This window comes from Actinophytocola sp., from assembly GCF_035762905.1.
Classification (GTDB): Bacteria; Actinomycetota; Actinomycetes; order Mycobacteriales; family Pseudonocardiaceae; genus DASYTH01.
Map to the genome: position 1 here is coordinate 81,405 of NZ_DASUCC010000149.1, position 18,312 is coordinate 99,716.

An 18,312-nucleotide genomic window follows, 5' to 3' on the forward strand; every position below is an offset into this window, starting at 1 on the left:
AGGTGAGTTGCTGGTTCCGGGCCGGCGAGTCGCCGGATCGGGTTCAGGGATGCGGGTCTGGTTGGCAGATGTCCCCGGCTGCGTGCGGAACGCCGGGTCGGTTGCTCTGGCAGAGCCGGGCCCGGCGTTCCGGGCACCGAGCAACCGGCGCCACTCGGCGAGCCGCCCGTTCGTGCGCGAGTCGTGCAGTTCAGTCCGGGTGGCGGCGAGCTGGCGTTATCCGCGATCAAGCGCGATGGTGCGATCCGAACGGAGGAACCGGTGCCAGGTCGGCGGCTCGAAGGTGAGAGTCGGGCCGGAGGTGTCCTTGGAGTCGCGGACGGCGACTCTGGCATGGGTACGGGCGACCTCCACGCATCCGCCCTGCGGCTCCTGGCTGTGACTACTCTTCCGCCACGCGGTGGGGAACATCCTTGTCCAATCGGTCGTACTCGCTCGCCAGGGCGGCGAGCAGCACTCGCGATTGTTCCGCATCGAGCGCGGCCTTGGTGATCTCCTGGGATCGCGCCTGGTAGCGCTCAACGAATTCGGCATCCTCCATGAACAGGCCGTTGAAACCATTTTCTTGGTAGACCAGGGGCTTGTGCCCGCTGTAGTAGAAGACATGAAATCCGGGGCCGAAGTAAGAACCCTCGCCCAAGCAGCGTGGCACCACCCGGATGTCGATGTTCGGCTGGTCGGAGAGCAGGACCAGGTTCAGGAGCTGATCGTTCATCACTCGGTTGCCACCGATTGACAGATGGAGCACCTGCTCATGCACGAAGAAAGCTGCGCGGACCGGCCGCCATGGATCGCGCAGGATGCGCTGGCGCCGCATCCGGATCTCCACCGCACGGTTGACGTCGTCGCGGCCGAGACCGAACTGTCTGATGAGGGCACGGGCATAGTCCTCCGTCTGCAGGAGACCGGGCAGGACAAGCGGCTCGTAGCCGAACGTTTCGGCGGCGGTGCTCTCGTGGAAAACCAGCGATCTGAGCTGCCGGCTCATCCAGAAGCCTCGTTCGGCGTCGCGGCAGAGTGGGAGGATCTCGTCGAGGTCCTCGCGCTTCGCGCCGAGGTGGGCGAGGTAGAAGACCACGTCGACTTCGTCGCTGGTGCGTTGGCCGGTTTCTATTCGGGAGACCTTGGTCGCCGACCATTGGAGTTTGGTGGCGATGTCGTGGCCGCGGAGACCGGCGGCTTTGCGGCGGAGTTTGAGTTCGTTGCCGAGTTCGCGGGTGCAGGCGGTCGACTCGATGGGGCTCATGCGGTCAACTTAGGAGTGGGGCCGCGTCAATCAAGGGACACGCGGGGAAGTGCACTCGAATGGTTTAGGGGGTGGGGGTTGTTTCGGTGGGTGCAATGTGGCGCCAGAAGGCGGGGAGGAGGGCGACGGCGATGATGGTGAGGATGATGACCAGGGTGCCGCCGATGATGGTGGTGGCGGCGGTGCCGATGGTGGTGGCGGCCCAGCCGTGCAGGAGGTCGGCGATGCGGGGGCCGCCGGATACGACGACGGTGAAGGCGCCTTGCATTCTGCCGCGCATTTCGTCGGTGGCGGCGGTTTGCAGGATGGCGTTGCGGTGGATGGCGCTGACCAGGTCGGCGGCACCGCCTATCGCGAGGAAGAGGACGGCGAGAAGAAGCGCGGTGGAAAAGCCGAAGGCGATGACGGCGGCGCCCCAGAGGATGACGGCGAAGGTGACCACGACGCCTTGGCGGGGGAGGCGGGAGACGGAGCCGGAGAACAGGCCGCCGAGGACGGCGCCGATGGGCATGGCGGCGTAGAGCAGGCCGAGGGCGAGGCCGCCGCCGGGGGGATCGCCGAAGGTGTGTTGGGCCATCTCGGGGAACAGGGCCCGGGGCAGACCGGCGACCATGGCGATGAGGTCGATCACGAACGAGGCCAGCAGCACGTTCTTCGTTGCCATGTAGCGGAAGCCGGCCAGGATGTCGCGGATGCCGGCGCCGGTCGAGGTGCCGGTGCCGGGGGGCATGGCGGGGAGCAGGAACAGGGGAATCTGGGCGAGGAACAGGGCCACCGTGTCGATCAGGTACAAAGTGGACAGTCCGAGAACGGGGATGAGGGCGCCTGCGGCGAGCGGGCCGAAGACCATGCCGAACATGAAGACCGTGAAGCCAAGTGCGTTGGCCTGCGGAACCAGGTCCACCGGGACGAGGCGGGGGATGGCGGCGTTGCGGGCCGGCCCGTTGACGGCCAGGCACGCCTGCTGCACGCCGAGCAGGACCAGGATCACCCACACGGATGCGAGGCCGGCGAAGGCCTGCAGCCAGAGCAGGGCGGAGGTGATCCCGAGACCCATACCGCTGACGATCATCACGGTGCGGCGGTCGAACGCGTCGGAGATGGCGCCGCCCCACAGGCCGAACACGATGAGCGCGACCAGGCCGACGGCACCGGTCAGGCCGACCCAGCCGGACGACCCGGTGATGTCGTAGACCTGCTTGGGAACCGCGACCGCGGACAGTTGGCCGCCCACCGCGGTCACCGCGGTCGTGGTCCACAGCCGGCGGAATTCCCGGATCCGCAGCGGCCGGACATCGATCAGAATCCGGCCGAGCAACGACCGCGGCCGCGCCTCGGCCCGAGATCCCCCGTCAGAACCCACAACGGATGAGCTTAGCTCTGCTAACTATCTCGGTTCGAGTGAATTGGGACTCAGGGCGCGACGCGCTCGATCTGCCAGGTGTCGCGGACCAGCTTGTAGCGCAGCCGGTCGTGCATCCGGTCGGCCCGACCCTGCCAGAACTCCACCAGCTCGGGCCGAATCCGCCACCCGCCCCAGTGCGGCGGCACCGGCACGTCGTCGGTGTCGGCGAACCGGCGCTGGATGTTGGCCAGCGCCGCGTCCAGGGCCTTGCGGCCGGACACCACGCTGGACTGCGGCGAGGCCCAGGCGCCGAGCTGCGAACCGCGCGGCCGGCTGGCCCAGTACTCCGCCGTCTCGTCCTGGCTGACCTTCTCCACGATGCCGCGGACGGTCGCCTGCCGGTGCAGGTCGTACCAGGGGAACGTGGCCGAGGCGTACCGGGTGGCGAACAGGTCGTGGCTCTTGTTCGAGGTGTAGTTGGTGAAGAACACGACCCCGCGCTCGTCCAAGCCCTTGGCGAGCACGGTGCGTGACGACGGCAACCCGTCCGGGCCGGCCGTGGCCAACACCATCGCGTTGGGCTCGGCGACCCCGGCCCGGGTGGCGTCGTCCACCCAGCGCTTCAGTTGCGCCAGCCACGTGGCGGCCAGATCCGACTCGTAGAGCGCGCCCTGCTCATAGGACACCCGCATCGCCGGCAGGTCGATCGCCACTTCGGTGAGCTCACCGTCGGCCATACTTCATCTCCTCGCCCGCTCCAGACCTTCCTCTGGACGGTACGGGGAAATCGGGCACACCGAAACCACCGCTACGGTGACTCCGCCCACGCGGAATCGATCTCGTTGGGCGGGGTCGGCACGGTATCGATTACGGGATCGTTGCCGGTCGGGTGATGGATGCGATGATCATGGCCCGGATCTCGGCGGCCACGTCCGCGGCCGGCACCGGCGGGTCCTGGGTCTGCCACTCGCGCAGCAGCCCGGTGATGGCTCCGACCAGGCCGATCGCGGTCAGGTGGTAATTCCGCTCCGGCGCGAGCCCGGCGGCCGCCGCGCGCGCACATTCCGCCTCGATGAACTGTGTGTAACGCTCGACCCAGTCCTTGTGCTGGCGCTCCATGGCATCGCTGACGCCCGGCGCCTCGACGTAGTTCAGCCGCGGGTACCGGGGGTCGGACGTGACCGCCTCGACGAACGCGTCCACCAGGCTGGTGACCCGGGTGAGCGCATCCGCGTCGGTGAGCACGTCGAGCAACGGCAGCATGCGTCTCATGGCGAGTTGATTGATCTGCGCGTGCAACTCGAGCAGAAGGGCTTCCTTGCTGGCGAACTTCTCGTAGAAGTTGCGGGTGGACACGCCGGCCCGGGTACACAGGTCGGCGATCTTCGTCCGGTGATAACCCTTCGAGGTGAACTCGTCCAGCGCGGCCTCGAGAAGCTTGTCTCGCCGCTCGGCTCGCCGCTGCTCGGTGTCGACACCCCCGTAGGTACGGGTATGTGTGCTGCCGTTCTCTTCGCCCAAAACTACCGCCTCCTCGCGCGCGGAATATTTCATCACGAAAGGAGGCCTTTTGTAACTGCGATCTGCAACTTGCCCCCCGCCCGGGGGACCCACGCTCGAGCGGTTCGATAACGATGGAAATACCGACCGCCAAGAGTGGGCGATTGTCATCGATTTATCGGACGCTTCCGGTAGGATTCCGCGCCTCGTCGAGGTCACGCAGTGCCGTCACGGCGTCGTCGGCCAGCGCCGTGGCGATCCAGCCGCCTGCGGCCAACGGGGAGCGCGACCACCAGTCCCCGCTCGCCGGGGCGGGCGGGGGACCGTCGCTGACCACGATCTCCGTGGCCAGCACCCGACGACCGGCGAACCGGGCCAGGCTGCCGTCCAGCACCTCGTCACCGATCTCCAGACACTGCCGCAACACCGGCACCCCCGCCCGGCAGACGTGCGTCTCGGTGGTCAGCCGGCCCGGCCGCTCCCCCGTACGGCCGAGCACCAGCACCTCCCGGCAGCGCAGCCCGGCAGCGCCGGCCAGCTCGGCCCGCAGCACCGACCGGTGCCGGGCCCGCCCGGTGACCACGGTGGGCTCCGGCAGATAGGACATCTCGGCACCGGCACCGAGGTCGAGGGTGAGGCGGAACCGGCTCGGCTCGAACCGGTGTCCCGGCAACGCGAGCGTGGCGGCCACCCCGAGGAGCTCGAGCCGGGCCCCGGCCCCCACCCGCACGGTCAGCTCGAGGTCGTCGCCGGCGAGTGGCGCGGCGGCCGAGTTGAGCAGGCGCACCACGGCCGCGGCACCCCGGTCGCGGTCGGGCATCAGGGTCAGCGGGGCGGCCGAGCGCAGCCGGCGGATCACGCTGTGGCCGCGGCCGTCCAGCTCGACGGCGAGCCCGGCGCGCGCTCTCACGCCGGTGCCGCCACGAGGCCAAGCTGCGCCCGTACCCAGGCGGCCACGTCCGGCGCATCCGGACTGTCCACAAGCGACTGACTGATCACCGGAAGGCCGCCGCGGACCCGGTGCGCGTCGGCCGACATCACCCCGAGGTCGGCGCCGACCAGCGGGGCAAGGTCGGTCTTGTTGATCACCAACAGATCCGCGGTGGTCACACCCGGACCGCCCTTGCGCGGCACCTTGTCCCCGCCGGCCACGTCCACGACGAAGATCTGCCGGTCGACCAGACCCCGGCTGAACACCGCGGTCAGGTTGTCCCCGCCGCTTTCGATGATCACCAGCCGCAACCCGGAAAACCGGTGCTCCAGCCGCTCGACCGCGTCCAGGTTGGCGGTGATGTCGTCCCGGATCGCCGTGTGCGGGCAGCATCCGGTCTGCACCGCCTCGATCCGCTCCGGGTCGAGCACGCCGGCCGCGCGCAGGAAGTCCGCGTCCTCGGTTGTGTAGATGTCGTTGGTCACCACGGCAAGCGGGACGGCCGGACCGAGCACCCGGCACAGGGCCGCCACCAGCGCGGTCTTCCCGCTGCCCACCGGTCCGCCCACGCCGAGCCGCATTGCCCGCCCGGCAAGCGGCTGATGCTCGTGCGGGTCGTGGTGGAATCCGTCAGCTGGCAAACAGACGCACCTCCCTGTCGTGCGCTCGCCGGTGCGACTCGGCCAGCAGGTCGAGGCCGGGCGCGCCCGGGGCGGGCAACTCGGCCGGATCCAGCGCGGCCGTCGCGGCCGCCCACTCGGCCACCGCGCGCAGCTCCCCGGCAAGGTCGAGCACGGTCGCGTTGACCGCCAACGGATCCAGGCCGAGCAACCGGACCGCCGCGGCGGCCGGCCCGCTCACCGAAAGATAGGCCGCGGTCCGCGCGGCGTCGACCGGAAGCCCGCCGCCGAGCCCGATCGCGACACCGAGCACCACGCAGTGGTGCGGCCGGCGCAGGGCCGGCAGCCGGGCCGGGGTCGCGCGCAGCGCCCGCAGCGTGCCGGCACCCTGCGCCCGGGACGCCTCGCGCTGCGCCGCCGACGGCGTGCGGGCGTCCAACTCGGCGTCCAGGCGGCCCCAGAACGTGGCTTGCGCCCCGCGCCGGGCGGCGTGCGCGGCCGCCCCGGCGAACACCGCGGCCAGCGCGCCGGCCGTGTGCAGCCGGCCGAGCAGGAAGGCCGGCAGATCGGACTCGCCGGTGATCAGCCCGCGGCCGGCCGCCTCCTCGAGGCCGCCGGAGTGGACGTGTCCGCCGCCCGGAAACCGGGCGTCGGCAAGGGCGAGCGCGAGCACGTCCATCAGAACAGGAAGTACTTCTGTGCCATCGGAAGCACCTCGGCCGGCGCCGGTTCGATCAGCTCGCCGTCGACGTGCACCGCGAAGCTGTCCGGATCGACCCGCACGTCCGGCCGGGCGTCGTTGGCGATCATTTCCGCCTTGCCGATCCGGCGGGTGTCGGCCACCGCAAGGATCGGCGTGGCGGTGCCCAACCGGTCCGCGATGTCCGCCTCGATCGCTTCCCGCGCAACGAAATGCAGGCTGCTGGCGGCGGCGACCCGTGGCGCGGCACCGAACATCGGCCGGGCGAACACCGGTTGCGGGGTGGGGATCGAGGCGTTGGCGTCGCCCATCTGCGCCCAGGCCATGAACCCGCCCTTGAGCACCACGCTCGGCCGGACCCCGAAGAACTTCGGGTCCCAGAGCACCAGGTCGGCAAGCTTGCCGACCTCGACCGAGCCGAGCTCGTCCGCCATTCCGTGCGCGATCGCCGGGTTGATCGTGTACTTCGCCACGTACCGGCGGGCCCGCAGATTGTCCGCCAAGCCGTCGCCGGGCAGCGACCCGCGCCGCCGCTTCATCACGTGCGCGGTCTGCCAGGTCCGGATGATCACCTCGCCGATCCGGCCCATCGCCTGCGAGTCCGAGCTGATCATCGAGATCGCGCCGAGGTCGTGCAGCACGTCCTCGGCGGCGATCGTGGTCGGCCGGATCCGGCTCTCGGCGAACGCCAGGTCCTCCGGCACCGACGGGTTCAGGTGATGGCAGACCATCAGCATGTCGAGGTGCTCGTCGATGGTGTTCACCGTGTGCGGCCGGGTCGGGTTGGTCGACGAGGGCAGGATGTTCGGCTCGGACACCACCCGGATGATGTCCGGCGCGTGCCCGCCGCCGGCACCCTCGGTGTGGTAGGCGTTGATCGAGCGCGCACCGATCGCGTCCACTGTGGACTCGAGGAAACCGGCTTCGTTCAGGGTGTCCGTGTGGATGGCCACCTGGACGCCGGACTCGTCGGCCACCCGCAGGCAGGCGTCGATCGCGGCCGGCGTCGTGCCCCAGTCCTCGTGCAGCTTGAACCCGCCGGCACCGCCGATCAACTGCTCCCGCAACGCCTCCGGGTTGACCGTGTTTCCCTTGCCCAGCAACAGGATGTTCAGCGGGATGCCGTCCATCGCCTGCAGCATCCGGCCCAGGTTCCAGGCGCCCGGCGTGACCGTGGTGGCCTTGGTGCCCTCGGCCGGACCGGTGCCGCCGCCGACCAGCGTGGTCAGCCCGGAGGCCAGCGCGGTGTCGGCCAACTGCGGGCAGATGAAGTGCACGTGACAGTCCACTCCGCCCGCGGTGAGAATCTTTCCGTTGCCGGACAACACTTCCGTGGACGGGCCGATCACCAGTGCCGGGTCCACCCCGTCCATCGTGTCCGGGTTGCCGGCCTTGCCGATGCCGACGATCCGGCCGTCCCGGATCCCGATGTCGGCCTTGATCACGCCCCAGTGGTCCAGCACGATCGCGCCGGTGATCACCAGGTCCGGCGCACCCGCGGCCCGGGTGGCCGTGGCCTGACCCATCGACTCGCGGATCACCTTGCCACCGCCGAAGATCACCTCGTCGCCGGAGCCCAGCCCGCGGCTGCGGTCCTCGGTCACCTCGATCAGCAGGTCGGTGTCGGCCAGCCGGATCCGGTCGCCGACCGTCGGACCGAACAACTCCGCATACCGCCCCCGGTCAATGGAGGTCACGCCGTCACCTCGCAGGCTCGGTGCCGGTACGCCCCGCCGCCTCGCAGGCTCCGCGGCGGGGCAGTGTTGATTTGTTCGCTCGCAAGCTCGCTCACCGGTCCAACTCCCCGGCGAACTCCGGACGCAGGCCGGGAACCACCCGGCGGCCGGCGATCGGCACCAGGTCGACCTCGCGCTCGACCCCCGGCTCGAACCGCACCGAGGTGCCGGCCGGAATGTCCAGCCGGTAGCCCCACGCCTCGTTGCGGTCGAAGTCCAGGCCCAGGTTGGCCGCGGCGAAGTGGTAGTGCGAGCCCACCTGCACCGGCCGGTCCGCGGCGTTGCGCACAGTCAGCCGCACCCGGTGCCGGCCCGGGTTCAGCGGAACGGGCTCGCTGCCGGTGATGATCTCTCCTGGTCGCGCGGCGCTCACGCGGTCCTCCCGGGTCAGACGATCGGGTGGTGCACGGTCACCAGCTTGGTGCCGTCCGGAAACGTGGCCTCGACCTGCACGGAGTCGATCAGCTCTGGCACGCCGTCCATCACCTGGTCCCGGCGCAGCACCGACCGCCCGCTGTCCATCAGGTCGGCCACCCCGCGGCCGTCCCTGGCGCCCTCCAGCACGTGCTCGCTGATCAACGCGACCGCCTCCGGGTGGTTCAGCCGCAACCCCCGGTCCAGCCGGCGCCGCGCCACGTCCGCGGCCACGTGGACGAGGAGTTTGTCCCGTTCCTGCGGGGAGAGGTGCATGAGGGACACCCTACAAACTGAATCGATCACTTAACCGTGACGGACGACACCGGGGTGAACGATTGCCTCGGGCAGAACGGAGGGGCATGGTGGGCGTGAGCCGCGCAGTGGAGCCCGGCGCCGGCGACCTGCCCACGTTGCCGCCGCCCACCGCGCGAATCGATCGGGGCAATGAGTCGTTGTGGAAGGCGAGACAATGCACGGCGTAGTGCAACACGTGGAAAAGGCTCCTGTGGGTGCGTCCGGCGTGGTACCGAGTCCGACCGATCCCGACGACGGGTTCCGGCCGGGGCTGGAGGGCGTCGTCGCCTTCCGCACCGAGATCGCCGAACCGGACCGGGACGGCGGTGCCCTGCGCTACCGGGGCGTGAACATCGAGGACCTGGCCGGCAAGGTCACCTTTGGCGACGTGTGGGCGCTGCTGGTCGACGGCCGGTTCGGCCAGGGCCTTCCGCCGGCCGAGCCGTTCCCGATCCCGGTGCACACCGGTGACGTCCGGGTCGACGTGCAGGCCGCACTGGCCATGCTCGCCCCGATCTGGGACTACCAGCCGCTGCTGGACGTGACCGACGAAGAGGCCCGCGAGCAGCTCGCCCGCGCCTCGGTGATGGCGCTGTCCTATGTGGCCCAGTCCGCGCGCGGCATCGGCCGCCCCGCGGTGGCGCAGCGCCGGATCGACGAGTGCAACACGATCACCGAGCGGTTCATGACCCGGTGGCGCGAGGAGCCCGACCCGGCGCACGTCAAGGCGATCGACGCCTACTGGGTGTCCGCCGCCGAGCACGGCCTGAACGCCTCCACCTTCACCGCCCGGGTGATCGCCTCCACCGGCGCCGACGTCGCGGCGTGCATGTCCGGGGCGATCGGCGCGATGTCCGGCCCGCTGCACGGCGGCGCCCCGGCCCGGGTGCTGCCGATGATCGAGCAGGTGGAGAACATCGGCGACGCCCGCAAGGTGGTCGCCAACATCCTGGACAACGGCGACCGGCTGATGGGCTTCGGGCACCGGGTCTACCGGGCCGAGGACCCGCGCGCCCGGGTGCTCCGGCGGACCTGCCACGAGCTGGGCGCCGAGCGTTACGAGGTGGCCGCCGCGCTGGAGCAGGCGGCGCTGGCCGAGCTGCGCGAGCGCCGGCCGGACCGGGCGATCGAGACCAATGTGGAGTTCTGGGCCGCGGTGATCCTGGACTTCGCCAAGGTGCCGCCGCACATGATGCCGGCCATGTTCACCTGCGCCCGCACCGCCGGCTGGTGCGCGCACATCCTGGAGCAGAAGCGCACCGGCCGCCTGGTCCGTCCGTCCGCTCGCTACGTCGGCCCCGGGCCGCGCCGGCCGGAGGACGTCGACGGCTGGGACACCGTCACGCACCGCTGACCATCTACTTTCGGGTAAACGTGAAGGCTCCTACCGATGCACGGTGTCCGACAGAATGCCTCCATGCTCCCCACCACCGAGCTCGCCCTGCTCCGCCGCCTGGCCGGTGAGCAGGCGGACAGCCGCGCCCCCTCGCTGATCGCCGCCGTCGTCCGCGGCGATGAGGTGCTGTGGACCGGCGCGCGCGGCCGGGTGGACGGCGAACGGCCGACGCCCGACACGCAGTACCGGATCGGCTCGATCACCAAGACCTTCGTGGCCGTGCTGGTGATGCGGCTGCGCGACGAGGGCCGGCTGGACCTCAACGACCCGCTGGACAAGCACCTGCCGGGCACCAACCTCGGTCATCTGACCATCGCCCAGTTGCTGGCGCACACCGGCGGGCTCACCTCGGAGTCGCCGGGGGCCTGGTGGGAGCGGGCCGAGGGCGGTGACTGGGCGGCGCTGCAGAACAGCCTGACCGACGGGGTGCTGCGGCACCGGGCCGGCGCCCGGTTCCACTACTCCAATGTGGGCTACGGCGTGCTCGGCGAGCTGGTCGCCCGGCTGCGCGGAATGAGCTGGTTCGAGGCGTTGCGCGCCGAGGTGCTGCTGCCGCTCGGGCTGACCCGCACCACCCCGCAGCCGCAGGCGCCACACGCGCTCGGCTGGGCCGTGCACCCGTACGCCGACGTGCTGCTCAACGAACCCACCCCGGACTCCGGGGCGATGGCGCCGGCCGGGCAGCTCTGGTCGACGGTCAACGACCTGGCCCGGTGGACCCGGCTGCTGGCCGGCGACACCGGCGAGGTGTTGCACCCGGACACCGTCGCCGAGATGCGCGAGCCGGCGCATGTGGACGACGCCGACGCCTGGACCTCCGGCTACGGGCTGGGACTGCAGGCGTTCCGGGACTCCGGGCGCCGGCTGTCCGGGCACGGCGGCTCGATGCCCGGGTTCCTGGCCAGCGTGGTCGCCGACCCGCGGACCACGACCGGGGCGCTGGCGCTGACCAACAGCACCTCCGGCGTACCGGTCATGGTGCTGGCGTTCGACCTGCTCAAGCTGGTCGACGAGTACGAGCCGGCGCTGCCCGCCGAGTGGCTGCCGATGGACGGCGCCGACCCGGACCTGCTGGCGCTGACCGGCCCGTGGTTCTGGGGCCCGGTGCCCTACGCGCTGCACCTGCTCCCGGACGGATGGCTGAACCTGCGCCCCACCAGCGGTGCCGGCCGCGCCTCCCGGTTCCGGCCGGAGGCCGACGGCACCTGGACCGGTCTGGACGGCTACTACGCCGGGGAGACGCTGCGGGTCAGCCGGAACCCGGACGGCACCCCGAACCACCTCGACCTGGCCACGTTCATCTTCGCCCGCTCCCCGTACGACCCGGCCGCCCCGATCCCCGGCGGCGTGGACGACCAGGGCTGGCGGGGCGGCCGGTAGTACGGATCAGGCCAGTGCCTCGGTGGGGGCGAGGCGGGCGGCGCGCATGGCCGGGTACATGCCGGCCAGTGCGCCGGTGAGCGCGGCCACCGCGACGCCGCCGGCGAGGGCGAGCGGCGGGAACACGGCGGGCCAGTTCTTGGTCAGCGCGTAGCCGGCGGTGACGCCGACGCCGACCAGGACCCCGACCAGGCCGCCGAGGCTGGACAGCAGCACCGACTCGGCCAGGAACTGACCGCGGACCTGACGCCGGGTCGCGCCGAGCGCCCGGCGCAGGCCGATCTCCCGGCGCCGCTCCAGCACGGCGATCACCATCGTGTTCGCCACGCCGACGCCGCCGACCAGCAGCGCCACCCCGCCGAGGGCGAGGAACAGCGCGTTGTAGGAGCTGTCCGCGAGCCGCTGGGCGGCCAGCGCCTCGGACGGCAGTCGCACCTGCACCTCGTTCGGCCGCTCCGGGCTGATCGTGGCGCCGAGCACCGACCGCACGGACTCCACCTGGGCCTCCTCGGCGCGCAGGTAGATCACGCCGGGATTGCCGCCGAACCCCAGCCGTTCCTGGGCGAGGGTCCAGCCGACCAGCACCGAACGCTCGATCTCGGGCGCCAGCGGCAGCTTGTCCAGCACCCCGATCACGGTGAACCACTGCCCGTCGATCCACACCTGACGGGGTGAACCGGGAGTCACCTGGTCGATGCCGAGCCGGGTGGCCGCCTCGGAACCCAGCACCACCGCCGGGAACCGCTCGGCCACCGCGTCCAGGAACCGTCCACTGTGGACGCTGCCGCGCAGGGTGTCCAGCAGGTCCGGGGTGGCCGCGTACACGGCGAGCCCGGAGGTCTCGCCGGCCGGCACCCGGTCGCTGCGCCGCACCGTGGCCGACACCGTGCCGGTCGCCGAGACCGCGGTGACCGGGGCGATCCGGCGCACCATCGGCACCGCGGTCTCCGGCAGCTCGGCGTCGTCGCCGCCGAAGGTCTGCCCGGGCTGCGCGGTGAGCAGGTTCGGCCCGAGCGCGGCGAGCTCCGCGCGCAGCGCGGCCGCACTGGACGCCGGGATGCTGACCACGGCGATCATGGCCGCGATCCCGATCGCGATGCCCAGCGCGGAGAGCACCGCGCGCAGCGGCCGGGTGCGCATCCCGTGCCCGCCCAGCCGCAGCACGTCCCGCGGGCCGAGCCGGCGCGGCCGCGGCAACGGCTCCCGCTCGACCGGCGCGGGCGCCACCGCCATGATCGTGCTCACGGGGCCACCCCCGTGTCCAGCCGCACCGAGCCGTCCAGCATCTCCACCCGGCGCCGGGCCGACGCGGCGATCGCCAGGTCGTGCGTGACGATCACCACGGTGGTCCCGGCCGCGTTCAGCTCGACCAGCAACCGCATGATCCCGGAACCGGTGCGGCTGTCCAGGTTCCCGGTCGGCTCGTCGGCCAGCACGATCGCCGGCCGGTTCACCACCGCCCTGGCCATCGCCACCCGCTGCCGCTCGCCCCCGGACAGCTCGCCCGGCACGTGCCAGGCCCGGTTGGCCAGGCCCACCCGCTCCAGCGCGGCCATGGCCAGACCGCGCCGCTGCCGCGCCGGCACCCCGGCGTAGGGCAGCCCGGCGGCCACGTTGTCCACCGCCGGCAGCCCGTCGGTCAGGAAGAACTGCTGGAACACGAACCCGATCCAGCGTGAGCGCAGCGCCGAGAGCCTGCGGTCGGACAGCCGGGCCACGTCGTGCCCACGCACCAGCACCCGGCCGGCGCTCGGCCGGTCCAGCGTGCCCATCAGGTGCAGCAGCGTCGACTTGCCCGACCCGGACGGGCCGACCACGGCCACCAAGTCGCCCGGCTCGACCGAAAGCGACACCTCCCGCAGGGCCCGCACGCCACCCGGATAGGTCCGGCTGGCCGCACTGATCGTCAACACGGTCATGCGGTGGTCACCACCCGCGTGCCCGCTTCCAGGTCCGCGCCGGTCACCTCGACCATGCCGTCGGCGAACAGCCCGGTCTGCACGGCCACCAGCCGCCGGGCGTCGCCCTCGACGATCTCCACGCCGTACCCGCCCTCGGACAGCGCCAGTAGCGCGCCGACCGGTACGGCGAGCACGCCCTCGCGGCTGCCGGTGGTCAGCCGGACGTCCACCGAGCCGGCGTCGGACCCGCCGAGCGCGGCCGGGTCGTCCGGGATGATCGTCGCGGTGAAGGTCTGCTCCTGCTCCTCCCCCGGGCGCCCGGTCCCCTCGCCGCTGTCCGCGGTCGGCGCCAGCGCGGTGACCGTGCCGGGGACGGACGTGCCGGCCATGGTCAGCGTGACCTTGGTGCCGGGCTTGGCCAGGTCCTTGTACGCCGGGTCCACCTCGACGGTCACCGCCCGCCCGGTGCCGGTCCAGGTCAGCACCGACCCGGTGCCGGGCGCGCCCAGCTCGGCGGTCACCGTGCTGACCCGCAGCGGGCCGGGCGCCACCACGACGTCGGCCGGGCCGAGCGTGCCGGTCTGGTCCAGCCCGAGCGACTTCTGCCACTTCTTGATCGCGGTCGCGGTGGCCGCGGTGAACGTCGAGTTCGGCGTGCCGAACCCGGTGAAGCCGAGGGCCTTGAGGTTCTCCTCGACCACGGCCACGTCCGGCCCGGCGTCCGCGCCCGTCGCAAGGTCGCGGTAGAGCGGCACGGCGCCGAGGAACAGCGGCACCGGCCGGGCGTCCACCTGGTACACGCTGGCGCCGCGGTCCAGCACGGCACCGGCGGCCGGCAGCGCGGTGATCGTGCCCGGCCGGCGGCCGGTGAGCGTGTGCTCCTCGCCGTAGCCCAGCTTGCCGGTCTCGGTCCGCCGCTCGGCCAGGTCGGTGCGCACCACCTCGGCCGTCTCGACCGCCGCCGGTCCCTGTGCGGCCGCAGCGGTCGGGGTGACCCGCCGGGTCAGCACCACGCCGGTGCCGACGCCGAGCAGGACCACCAGCACCGCCCCGGCGACCACCCACCGGATCCGCCGTCTGCGGCGCACCGCGCGCGGCCCGTCCACGGCGCTCACCGGCCACCGTCCTGGACCTTGATGCGGACCGGGCCCTCCGGTCCGCCGCACGCCTTCATCGCGGCGTCGACCTTGGCCTTGTCCTCGCCGGTGATCTCGATGCCCGGGTCGTTCGGATCCGGGTCGGGCACGTCGAGCCCCTGCTCGCGGAGGCACTTGGCGGTCTCGCGCAGCTTGTCCAGCTGCGCGGCGTCCAGCTTGGGCGGCTGGCCGCCGTTGGGCAGCAGCGGCCGGCACTTCTCCTCGGCCGCCTTCATCTTCGCGTCGTCCTTGGCGTCGACCTTCATCGAGATCCCGCCGCCGTTCGGACCGGACTGGGGATCCTGCACATCGATCCCCTGCTCCCGCATGCAGGCGGCGAACTCCCGCATCTTGTCCTCGTCGGTCTTGCCGTCATCGGCGGACTGCTGATCGCTCGGGGTCGCCGAGCCGGACAGCGACGCCACCTCGTTACCACCGTCCCCGCCCGAGGCGCAGGCTCCGACCAACGCCCAGGTCGCCGCCGCCAGTACGAGTAACCGCCATCGCACACCCATGGTCCGATCCCTTCTTCGAGCCCCGTATGAACCTGTGTGCCGACGGTTCTACGCAGCGCGTGATTCGGGCCCGCTAAGCGAATGTCCTTATCTCGCGCTTACCCCCGGTTGCTCCACACTGGCCCGGTGCGGGTTCTTGTCGTGGAGGACGAGCGGCTCCTGGCGGACACCGTGGCCGAGGGGCTGCGGCGGCTGGCCATGGCCGTGGACGTCTGCTACGACGGCACCGCGGCGCTGGAGCGGATCGGGGTGCACGGCTACGACGTGGTCGTGCTGGACCGGGATCTGCCCGGCACCCACGGTGACCAGGTGTGCGCGGCGGTGATCGCGTCCGGCGGCGAGATCAAGGTGCTGATGCTCACCGCGGCCGGCGATGTGACCGACCGGGTGGCCGGCCTGTCGCTCGGCGCCGACGACTACCTGACCAAGCCGTTCGCGTTCGCCGAGTTGGTGGCCCGGATCCAGGCGCTCGGCCGGCGGGCCCGCCCGGCGCTGCCGCCGGTGCTGAACCGGGCCGGCGTGCTGCTCGACCTGCCCCGGCACCAGGTTTCCCGGGACGGCCGGCACATTTCGTTGTCCCCCAAGGAGTTCGCCGTGCTGGAGGTGCTGATGCGGGCCGAGGGCGCGATCGTGAGCGCGGAGGAGCTGCTGGAGAAGGCGTGGGACGAGCACGCCGACCCGTTCACCAACGCGGTCCGGGTGGCGGTGATGACGTTGCGCCGCAAGCTCGGCGAGCCACCGGTGATCGAGACCGTGCCGGGCGCCGGATACCGGATCGGATCATGAGCGAGCTTGCGAGCGAATCATCGAGCACTGCCCGGCCGCCGAGCTTGCGAGGCGGCCGGGTCGGCCAGCACCGAGCTTGCGAGGTGGTGGCGTGAAGTTTTCGGTACGCACCCGGTGGGCGGTGATGTTCAGCGGGTTGTTCCTGCTCGCCGGGCTGGCCCTGTTGATGATCAACTACGTGGTCGTGAACGAGACGCTGCCGGACGGAGCCGGAGTCGCGCGCTCGATCGTCGAGGGCGTGCCGCCCGATCCCAGGGTGAACCCGCCGCCGAAGATGGACTCGGTCATCGTCTCGACGGTGGCCCAGACCTACCGCGCCTCCACGATGCGCCAGCTGGTGCTGGCCTCGGGGATCGCGCTGATCGGGGCCGCGGCCATCGCGGCGCTGCTCGGCTGGCTGACCGCGCGGCACGCGCTGCGGCCGCTGCACACGATCACCGCGACCGCCCGCCGGCTGGAGGCGGAGAGCCTGGACCGGCGGATCAACCTGGAGGGCCCGGACGACGAGCTCAAGGAGCTGGCCGACACGTTCGACCGGATGCTGGACCGGCTGGCCGCCTCGTTCGACGGCCAGAAACGGTTCGTGGCCAACGCCTCGCACGAGCTGCGCACCCCGCTCGCGGTGCAGCGCACGCTGATCGAGGTGGCCATGGCCGACCCGACGGCCAGCCCCGAACTGCTCCGGCTCGGCCAGCACCTGCTGCACACCAACGAGCGCAGCGAGCGGTTGATCGAGGGGCTGCTGGTGCTGGCCCGCAGCGATCAGGGCCTGGTCAGCCGGCTGCCGGTGCGGCTGGACGAGGTGACCGACACGGTGCTGCGCTCGGCCGGCGGCATGGCCGCGGAACAGGGGGTGGCGGTGGCCAGCCGGCTCGAGCCGCGCACCGTGGTCGGGGACCACGTGCTGCTCGAGCGGCTGGTCACCAACCTGGTGCACAACGCGCTGCACTACAACGAGCCCGGCGGTTCGGTGGTGGTGGAGGTGACCGCGGAGCCGGCGCTGACCGTGACCAACACCGGGCCGGTGGTGTCCGCCGACGCGCTGCCCGGGTTGTTCGAGCCGTTCCGCAGGCTGGACCGCACCCGGGCCGCCGGCCGGGACGGCGCCGGGCTCGGCCTGTCCATCGTGCGGTCGATCGTCAAGGCGCACAACGGAGTCGTCTACGCCGAGCCGAACCTGGGCGGCGGGTTGCGGATCACAGTCCACCTGCCGGGAATCAACCGGGTGCCGAGCTTTGACCAAGCCCCGGCTGAGACACTGAGGGTATGACACAGTCCGTAACCGGCACCGACCTGAGCACCCTGCGGATTCCGGACGGCATTAAGCCGTCCGACGGGCGGTTCGGGTCCGGCCCGTCCAAGGTTCGCCCCGAGCACCTGGCCCGGTTGGCGTCCGACGGTGCCGCGCTGCTGGGCACCTCGCACCGGCAGAAGCCGGTGAAGTCCCTGGTCGGACGGGTGCGGGCCGGGCTGCGCGAGCTGTTCGGGCTGCCCGACGGCTACGAGGTGGTGCTGGGCAACGGCGGCTCGACCGCGTTCTGGGACGTGGCCGCGTTCGGGCTGGTGCGGAACCGCTCGCAGCACTTCAGTTACGGCGAGTTCTCGGCGAAGTTCGCCAAGGCGACGGCCGGGGCGCCGTTCCTGGCCGACCCGGTGGTGGTCACGGCCGCGCCGGGCACCGCGCCGGAGATCAGCTACGCCGCGGGCACCGACCTGGTGGCCTGGGCGCACAACGAGACCTCGACCGGCGTCGCGGTGCCGGTGCGCCGGCCGGCCGGATCCGAGGGCGCGCTGGTCGCGATCGACGCCACGTCCGGGGCCGGCGGGCTGCCGGTGGCGGCCGGGGACTTCGACGTCTACTACTTCGCGCCGCAGAAGTCGTTCGCCGCCGACGGCGGGCTGTGGATCGCGCTGATGAGCCCGGCCGCGCTGGACCGGGTGGCCGAGATCGGCGCGAGCGACCGGTGGGTGCCGGAGTTCCTGTCGCTGCCAACGGCGCTGGACAACTCGGTCAAGGACCAGACCTACAACACCCCGGCGATCGCCACGCTGTTCCTGCTTGCCGAGACGATCGACTGGATGCTCGCGAACGGCGGCCTGGACTGGACGGTGTCGCGCACCGCGGACTCGTCCGGGCGGCTGTACTCCTGGGCCGAGCGGACCGCATACACCACGCCGTTCGTCGCCGACCCCGCACACCGCTCGCAGGTGGTCGGCACGATCGACTTCGCCGAATCGGTGGACGCCGCCGCGCTGGCGAAGGCGTTGCGCGCCAACGGGATCGTCGATGTCGAGCCGTACCGCAAGCTGGGCCGCAACCAGCTGCGGGTGGCCATGTTCCCGGCCGTGGAGCCGGACGACGTGACCGCGCTGACCCAGTGCGTGGACTGGCTGGTGGAGCGGCTGTAA

Annotated in this window: 20 protein-coding genes; 5 read left to right on the forward strand and 15 right to left on the reverse strand. The window is 71.8% G+C overall.

From position 1 onward, the window contains the following. Positions 1 to 216 precede the first annotated feature (216 nt). From VFV67_RS32730 to VFV67_RS32780, 11 genes are all read right to left on the reverse strand, one after another. Complete coding sequence (locus tag VFV67_RS32730) at positions 217 to 474, reverse strand: DUF397 domain-containing protein (RefSeq protein ID WP_326474576.1); 258 nt, start codon at positions 472 to 474, stop codon at positions 217 to 219. Further along, positions 383 to 1,246: a helix-turn-helix transcriptional regulator gene (locus tag VFV67_RS32735; RefSeq protein WP_326474577.1), complete on the reverse strand. Its 864-nt coding sequence runs from the start codon at positions 1,244 to 1,246 to the stop codon at positions 383 to 385. The genes VFV67_RS32730 and VFV67_RS32735 overlap by 92 nt, the downstream gene beginning before the upstream one ends. A 64-nt stretch (positions 1,247 to 1,310) precedes the next feature. Continuing rightward, positions 1,311 to 2,609, reverse strand: coding sequence for an MFS transporter (locus tag VFV67_RS32740; protein ID WP_326474578.1), 1,299 nt, complete (start codon positions 2,607 to 2,609; stop codon positions 1,311 to 1,313). Positions 2,610 to 2,659: 50 nt separating this feature from the next. Then, positions 2,660 to 3,328: a pyridoxamine 5'-phosphate oxidase gene (gene pdxH, locus VFV67_RS32745; protein ID WP_326474579.1), complete on the reverse strand. Its 669-nt coding sequence runs from the start codon at positions 3,326 to 3,328 to the stop codon at positions 2,660 to 2,662. A 130-nt stretch (positions 3,329 to 3,458) separates the two neighbouring features. Continuing rightward, positions 3,459 to 4,112 carry a TetR/AcrR family transcriptional regulator gene (locus tag VFV67_RS32750; protein ID WP_326474580.1) on the reverse strand — a complete coding sequence of 218 codons (654 nt, stop codon included), beginning with the start codon at positions 4,110 to 4,112 and terminating at the stop codon, positions 3,459 to 3,461. Between the two features lie 154 nt (positions 4,113 to 4,266). Further along, positions 4,267 to 5,001, reverse strand: coding sequence for an urease accessory protein UreD (locus VFV67_RS32755; protein WP_326474581.1), 735 nt, complete (start codon positions 4,999 to 5,001; stop codon positions 4,267 to 4,269). Next, positions 4,998 to 5,663 carry an urease accessory protein UreG gene (ureG, locus tag VFV67_RS32760; protein ID WP_326474582.1) on the reverse strand — a complete coding sequence of 222 codons (666 nt, stop codon included), beginning with the start codon at positions 5,661 to 5,663 and terminating at the stop codon, positions 4,998 to 5,000. Before ureG ends, VFV67_RS32755 begins: the two co-directional genes overlap by 4 nt. Continuing rightward, entirely contained in the window at positions 5,653 to 6,321 is a 669-nt protein-coding gene (locus VFV67_RS32765; protein ID WP_326474583.1) for an urease accessory protein UreF, read from the reverse strand. The genes ureG and VFV67_RS32765 overlap by 11 nt, the downstream gene beginning before the upstream one ends. Beyond that, entirely contained in the window at positions 6,321 to 8,039 is a 1,719-nt protein-coding gene (locus VFV67_RS32770) for an urease subunit alpha (protein ID WP_326474584.1), read from the reverse strand. Before VFV67_RS32770 ends, VFV67_RS32765 begins: the two co-directional genes overlap by 1 nt. A 91-nt stretch (positions 8,040 to 8,130) precedes the next feature. Beyond that, positions 8,131 to 8,451: an urease subunit beta gene (locus VFV67_RS32775; protein WP_326474585.1), complete on the reverse strand. Its 321-nt coding sequence runs from the start codon at positions 8,449 to 8,451 to the stop codon at positions 8,131 to 8,133. A gap of 14 nt (positions 8,452 to 8,465) precedes the next feature. Further along, positions 8,466 to 8,768 (reverse strand): urease subunit gamma, encoded by a 303-nt coding sequence (locus VFV67_RS32780; protein ID WP_326474586.1) that lies wholly within the window; start codon positions 8,766 to 8,768, stop codon positions 8,466 to 8,468. Positions 8,769 to 9,015: 247 nt separating this feature from the next. Here VFV67_RS32780 and VFV67_RS32785 point away from each other — a divergent pair, with 247 nt between their 5' ends. Then, on the forward strand, positions 9,016 to 10,143 hold the full coding sequence (locus VFV67_RS32785) for a citrate synthase 2 (RefSeq protein ID WP_326474587.1): 1,128 nt from the start codon (positions 9,016 to 9,018) through the stop codon (positions 10,141 to 10,143). 63 nt (positions 10,144 to 10,206) lie between these two features. Beyond that, positions 10,207 to 11,565, forward strand: coding sequence for a serine hydrolase domain-containing protein (locus tag VFV67_RS32790; protein WP_326474588.1), 1,359 nt, complete (start codon positions 10,207 to 10,209; stop codon positions 11,563 to 11,565). A 6-nt stretch (positions 11,566 to 11,571) separates the two neighbouring features. Here VFV67_RS32790 and VFV67_RS32795 read toward each other — a convergent pair whose 3' ends face one another. Genes VFV67_RS32795 through VFV67_RS32810 form a run of 4 tightly spaced genes read right to left on the reverse strand, consistent with a single transcriptional unit; the run spans position 11,572 to position 15,117 of the window. Then, complete coding sequence (locus VFV67_RS32795; protein ID WP_326474616.1) at positions 11,572 to 12,798, reverse strand: ABC transporter permease; 1,227 nt, start codon at positions 12,796 to 12,798, stop codon at positions 11,572 to 11,574. Between the two features lie 8 nt (positions 12,799 to 12,806). Beyond that, positions 12,807 to 13,484 (reverse strand): ABC transporter ATP-binding protein, encoded by a 678-nt coding sequence (locus tag VFV67_RS32800; protein WP_326474589.1) that lies wholly within the window; start codon positions 13,482 to 13,484, stop codon positions 12,807 to 12,809. Beyond that, positions 13,481 to 14,581: a peptidoglycan-binding protein gene (locus tag VFV67_RS32805; protein ID WP_326474590.1), complete on the reverse strand. Its 1,101-nt coding sequence runs from the start codon at positions 14,579 to 14,581 to the stop codon at positions 13,481 to 13,483. The genes VFV67_RS32800 and VFV67_RS32805 overlap by 4 nt, the downstream gene beginning before the upstream one ends. Further along, positions 14,578 to 15,117, reverse strand: a complete 540-nt coding sequence (locus VFV67_RS32810; protein WP_326474591.1) for a hypothetical protein — start codon at positions 15,115 to 15,117, stop codon at positions 14,578 to 14,580. Before VFV67_RS32810 ends, VFV67_RS32805 begins: the two co-directional genes overlap by 4 nt. 126 nt (positions 15,118 to 15,243) lie before the next feature. Between VFV67_RS32810 and VFV67_RS32815 the strand changes: the two genes are divergently transcribed. The 3 genes from VFV67_RS32815 to serC all read left to right on the forward strand — a co-directional run bounded on the left by VFV67_RS32815 (position 15,244) and on the right by serC (position 18,312). Then, positions 15,244 to 15,903 carry a response regulator transcription factor gene (locus VFV67_RS32815; RefSeq protein WP_326474592.1) on the forward strand — a complete coding sequence of 220 codons (660 nt, stop codon included), beginning with the start codon at positions 15,244 to 15,246 and terminating at the stop codon, positions 15,901 to 15,903. Between the two features lie 124 nt (positions 15,904 to 16,027). After that, entirely contained in the window at positions 16,028 to 17,173 is a 1,146-nt protein-coding gene (locus tag VFV67_RS32820; protein ID WP_326474617.1) for a HAMP domain-containing sensor histidine kinase, read from the forward strand. Next, on the forward strand, positions 17,170 to 18,312 hold the full coding sequence (gene serC, locus VFV67_RS32825; RefSeq protein WP_326474593.1) for a phosphoserine transaminase: 1,143 nt from the start codon (positions 17,170 to 17,172) through the stop codon (positions 18,310 to 18,312). Before VFV67_RS32820 ends, serC begins: the two co-directional genes overlap by 4 nt.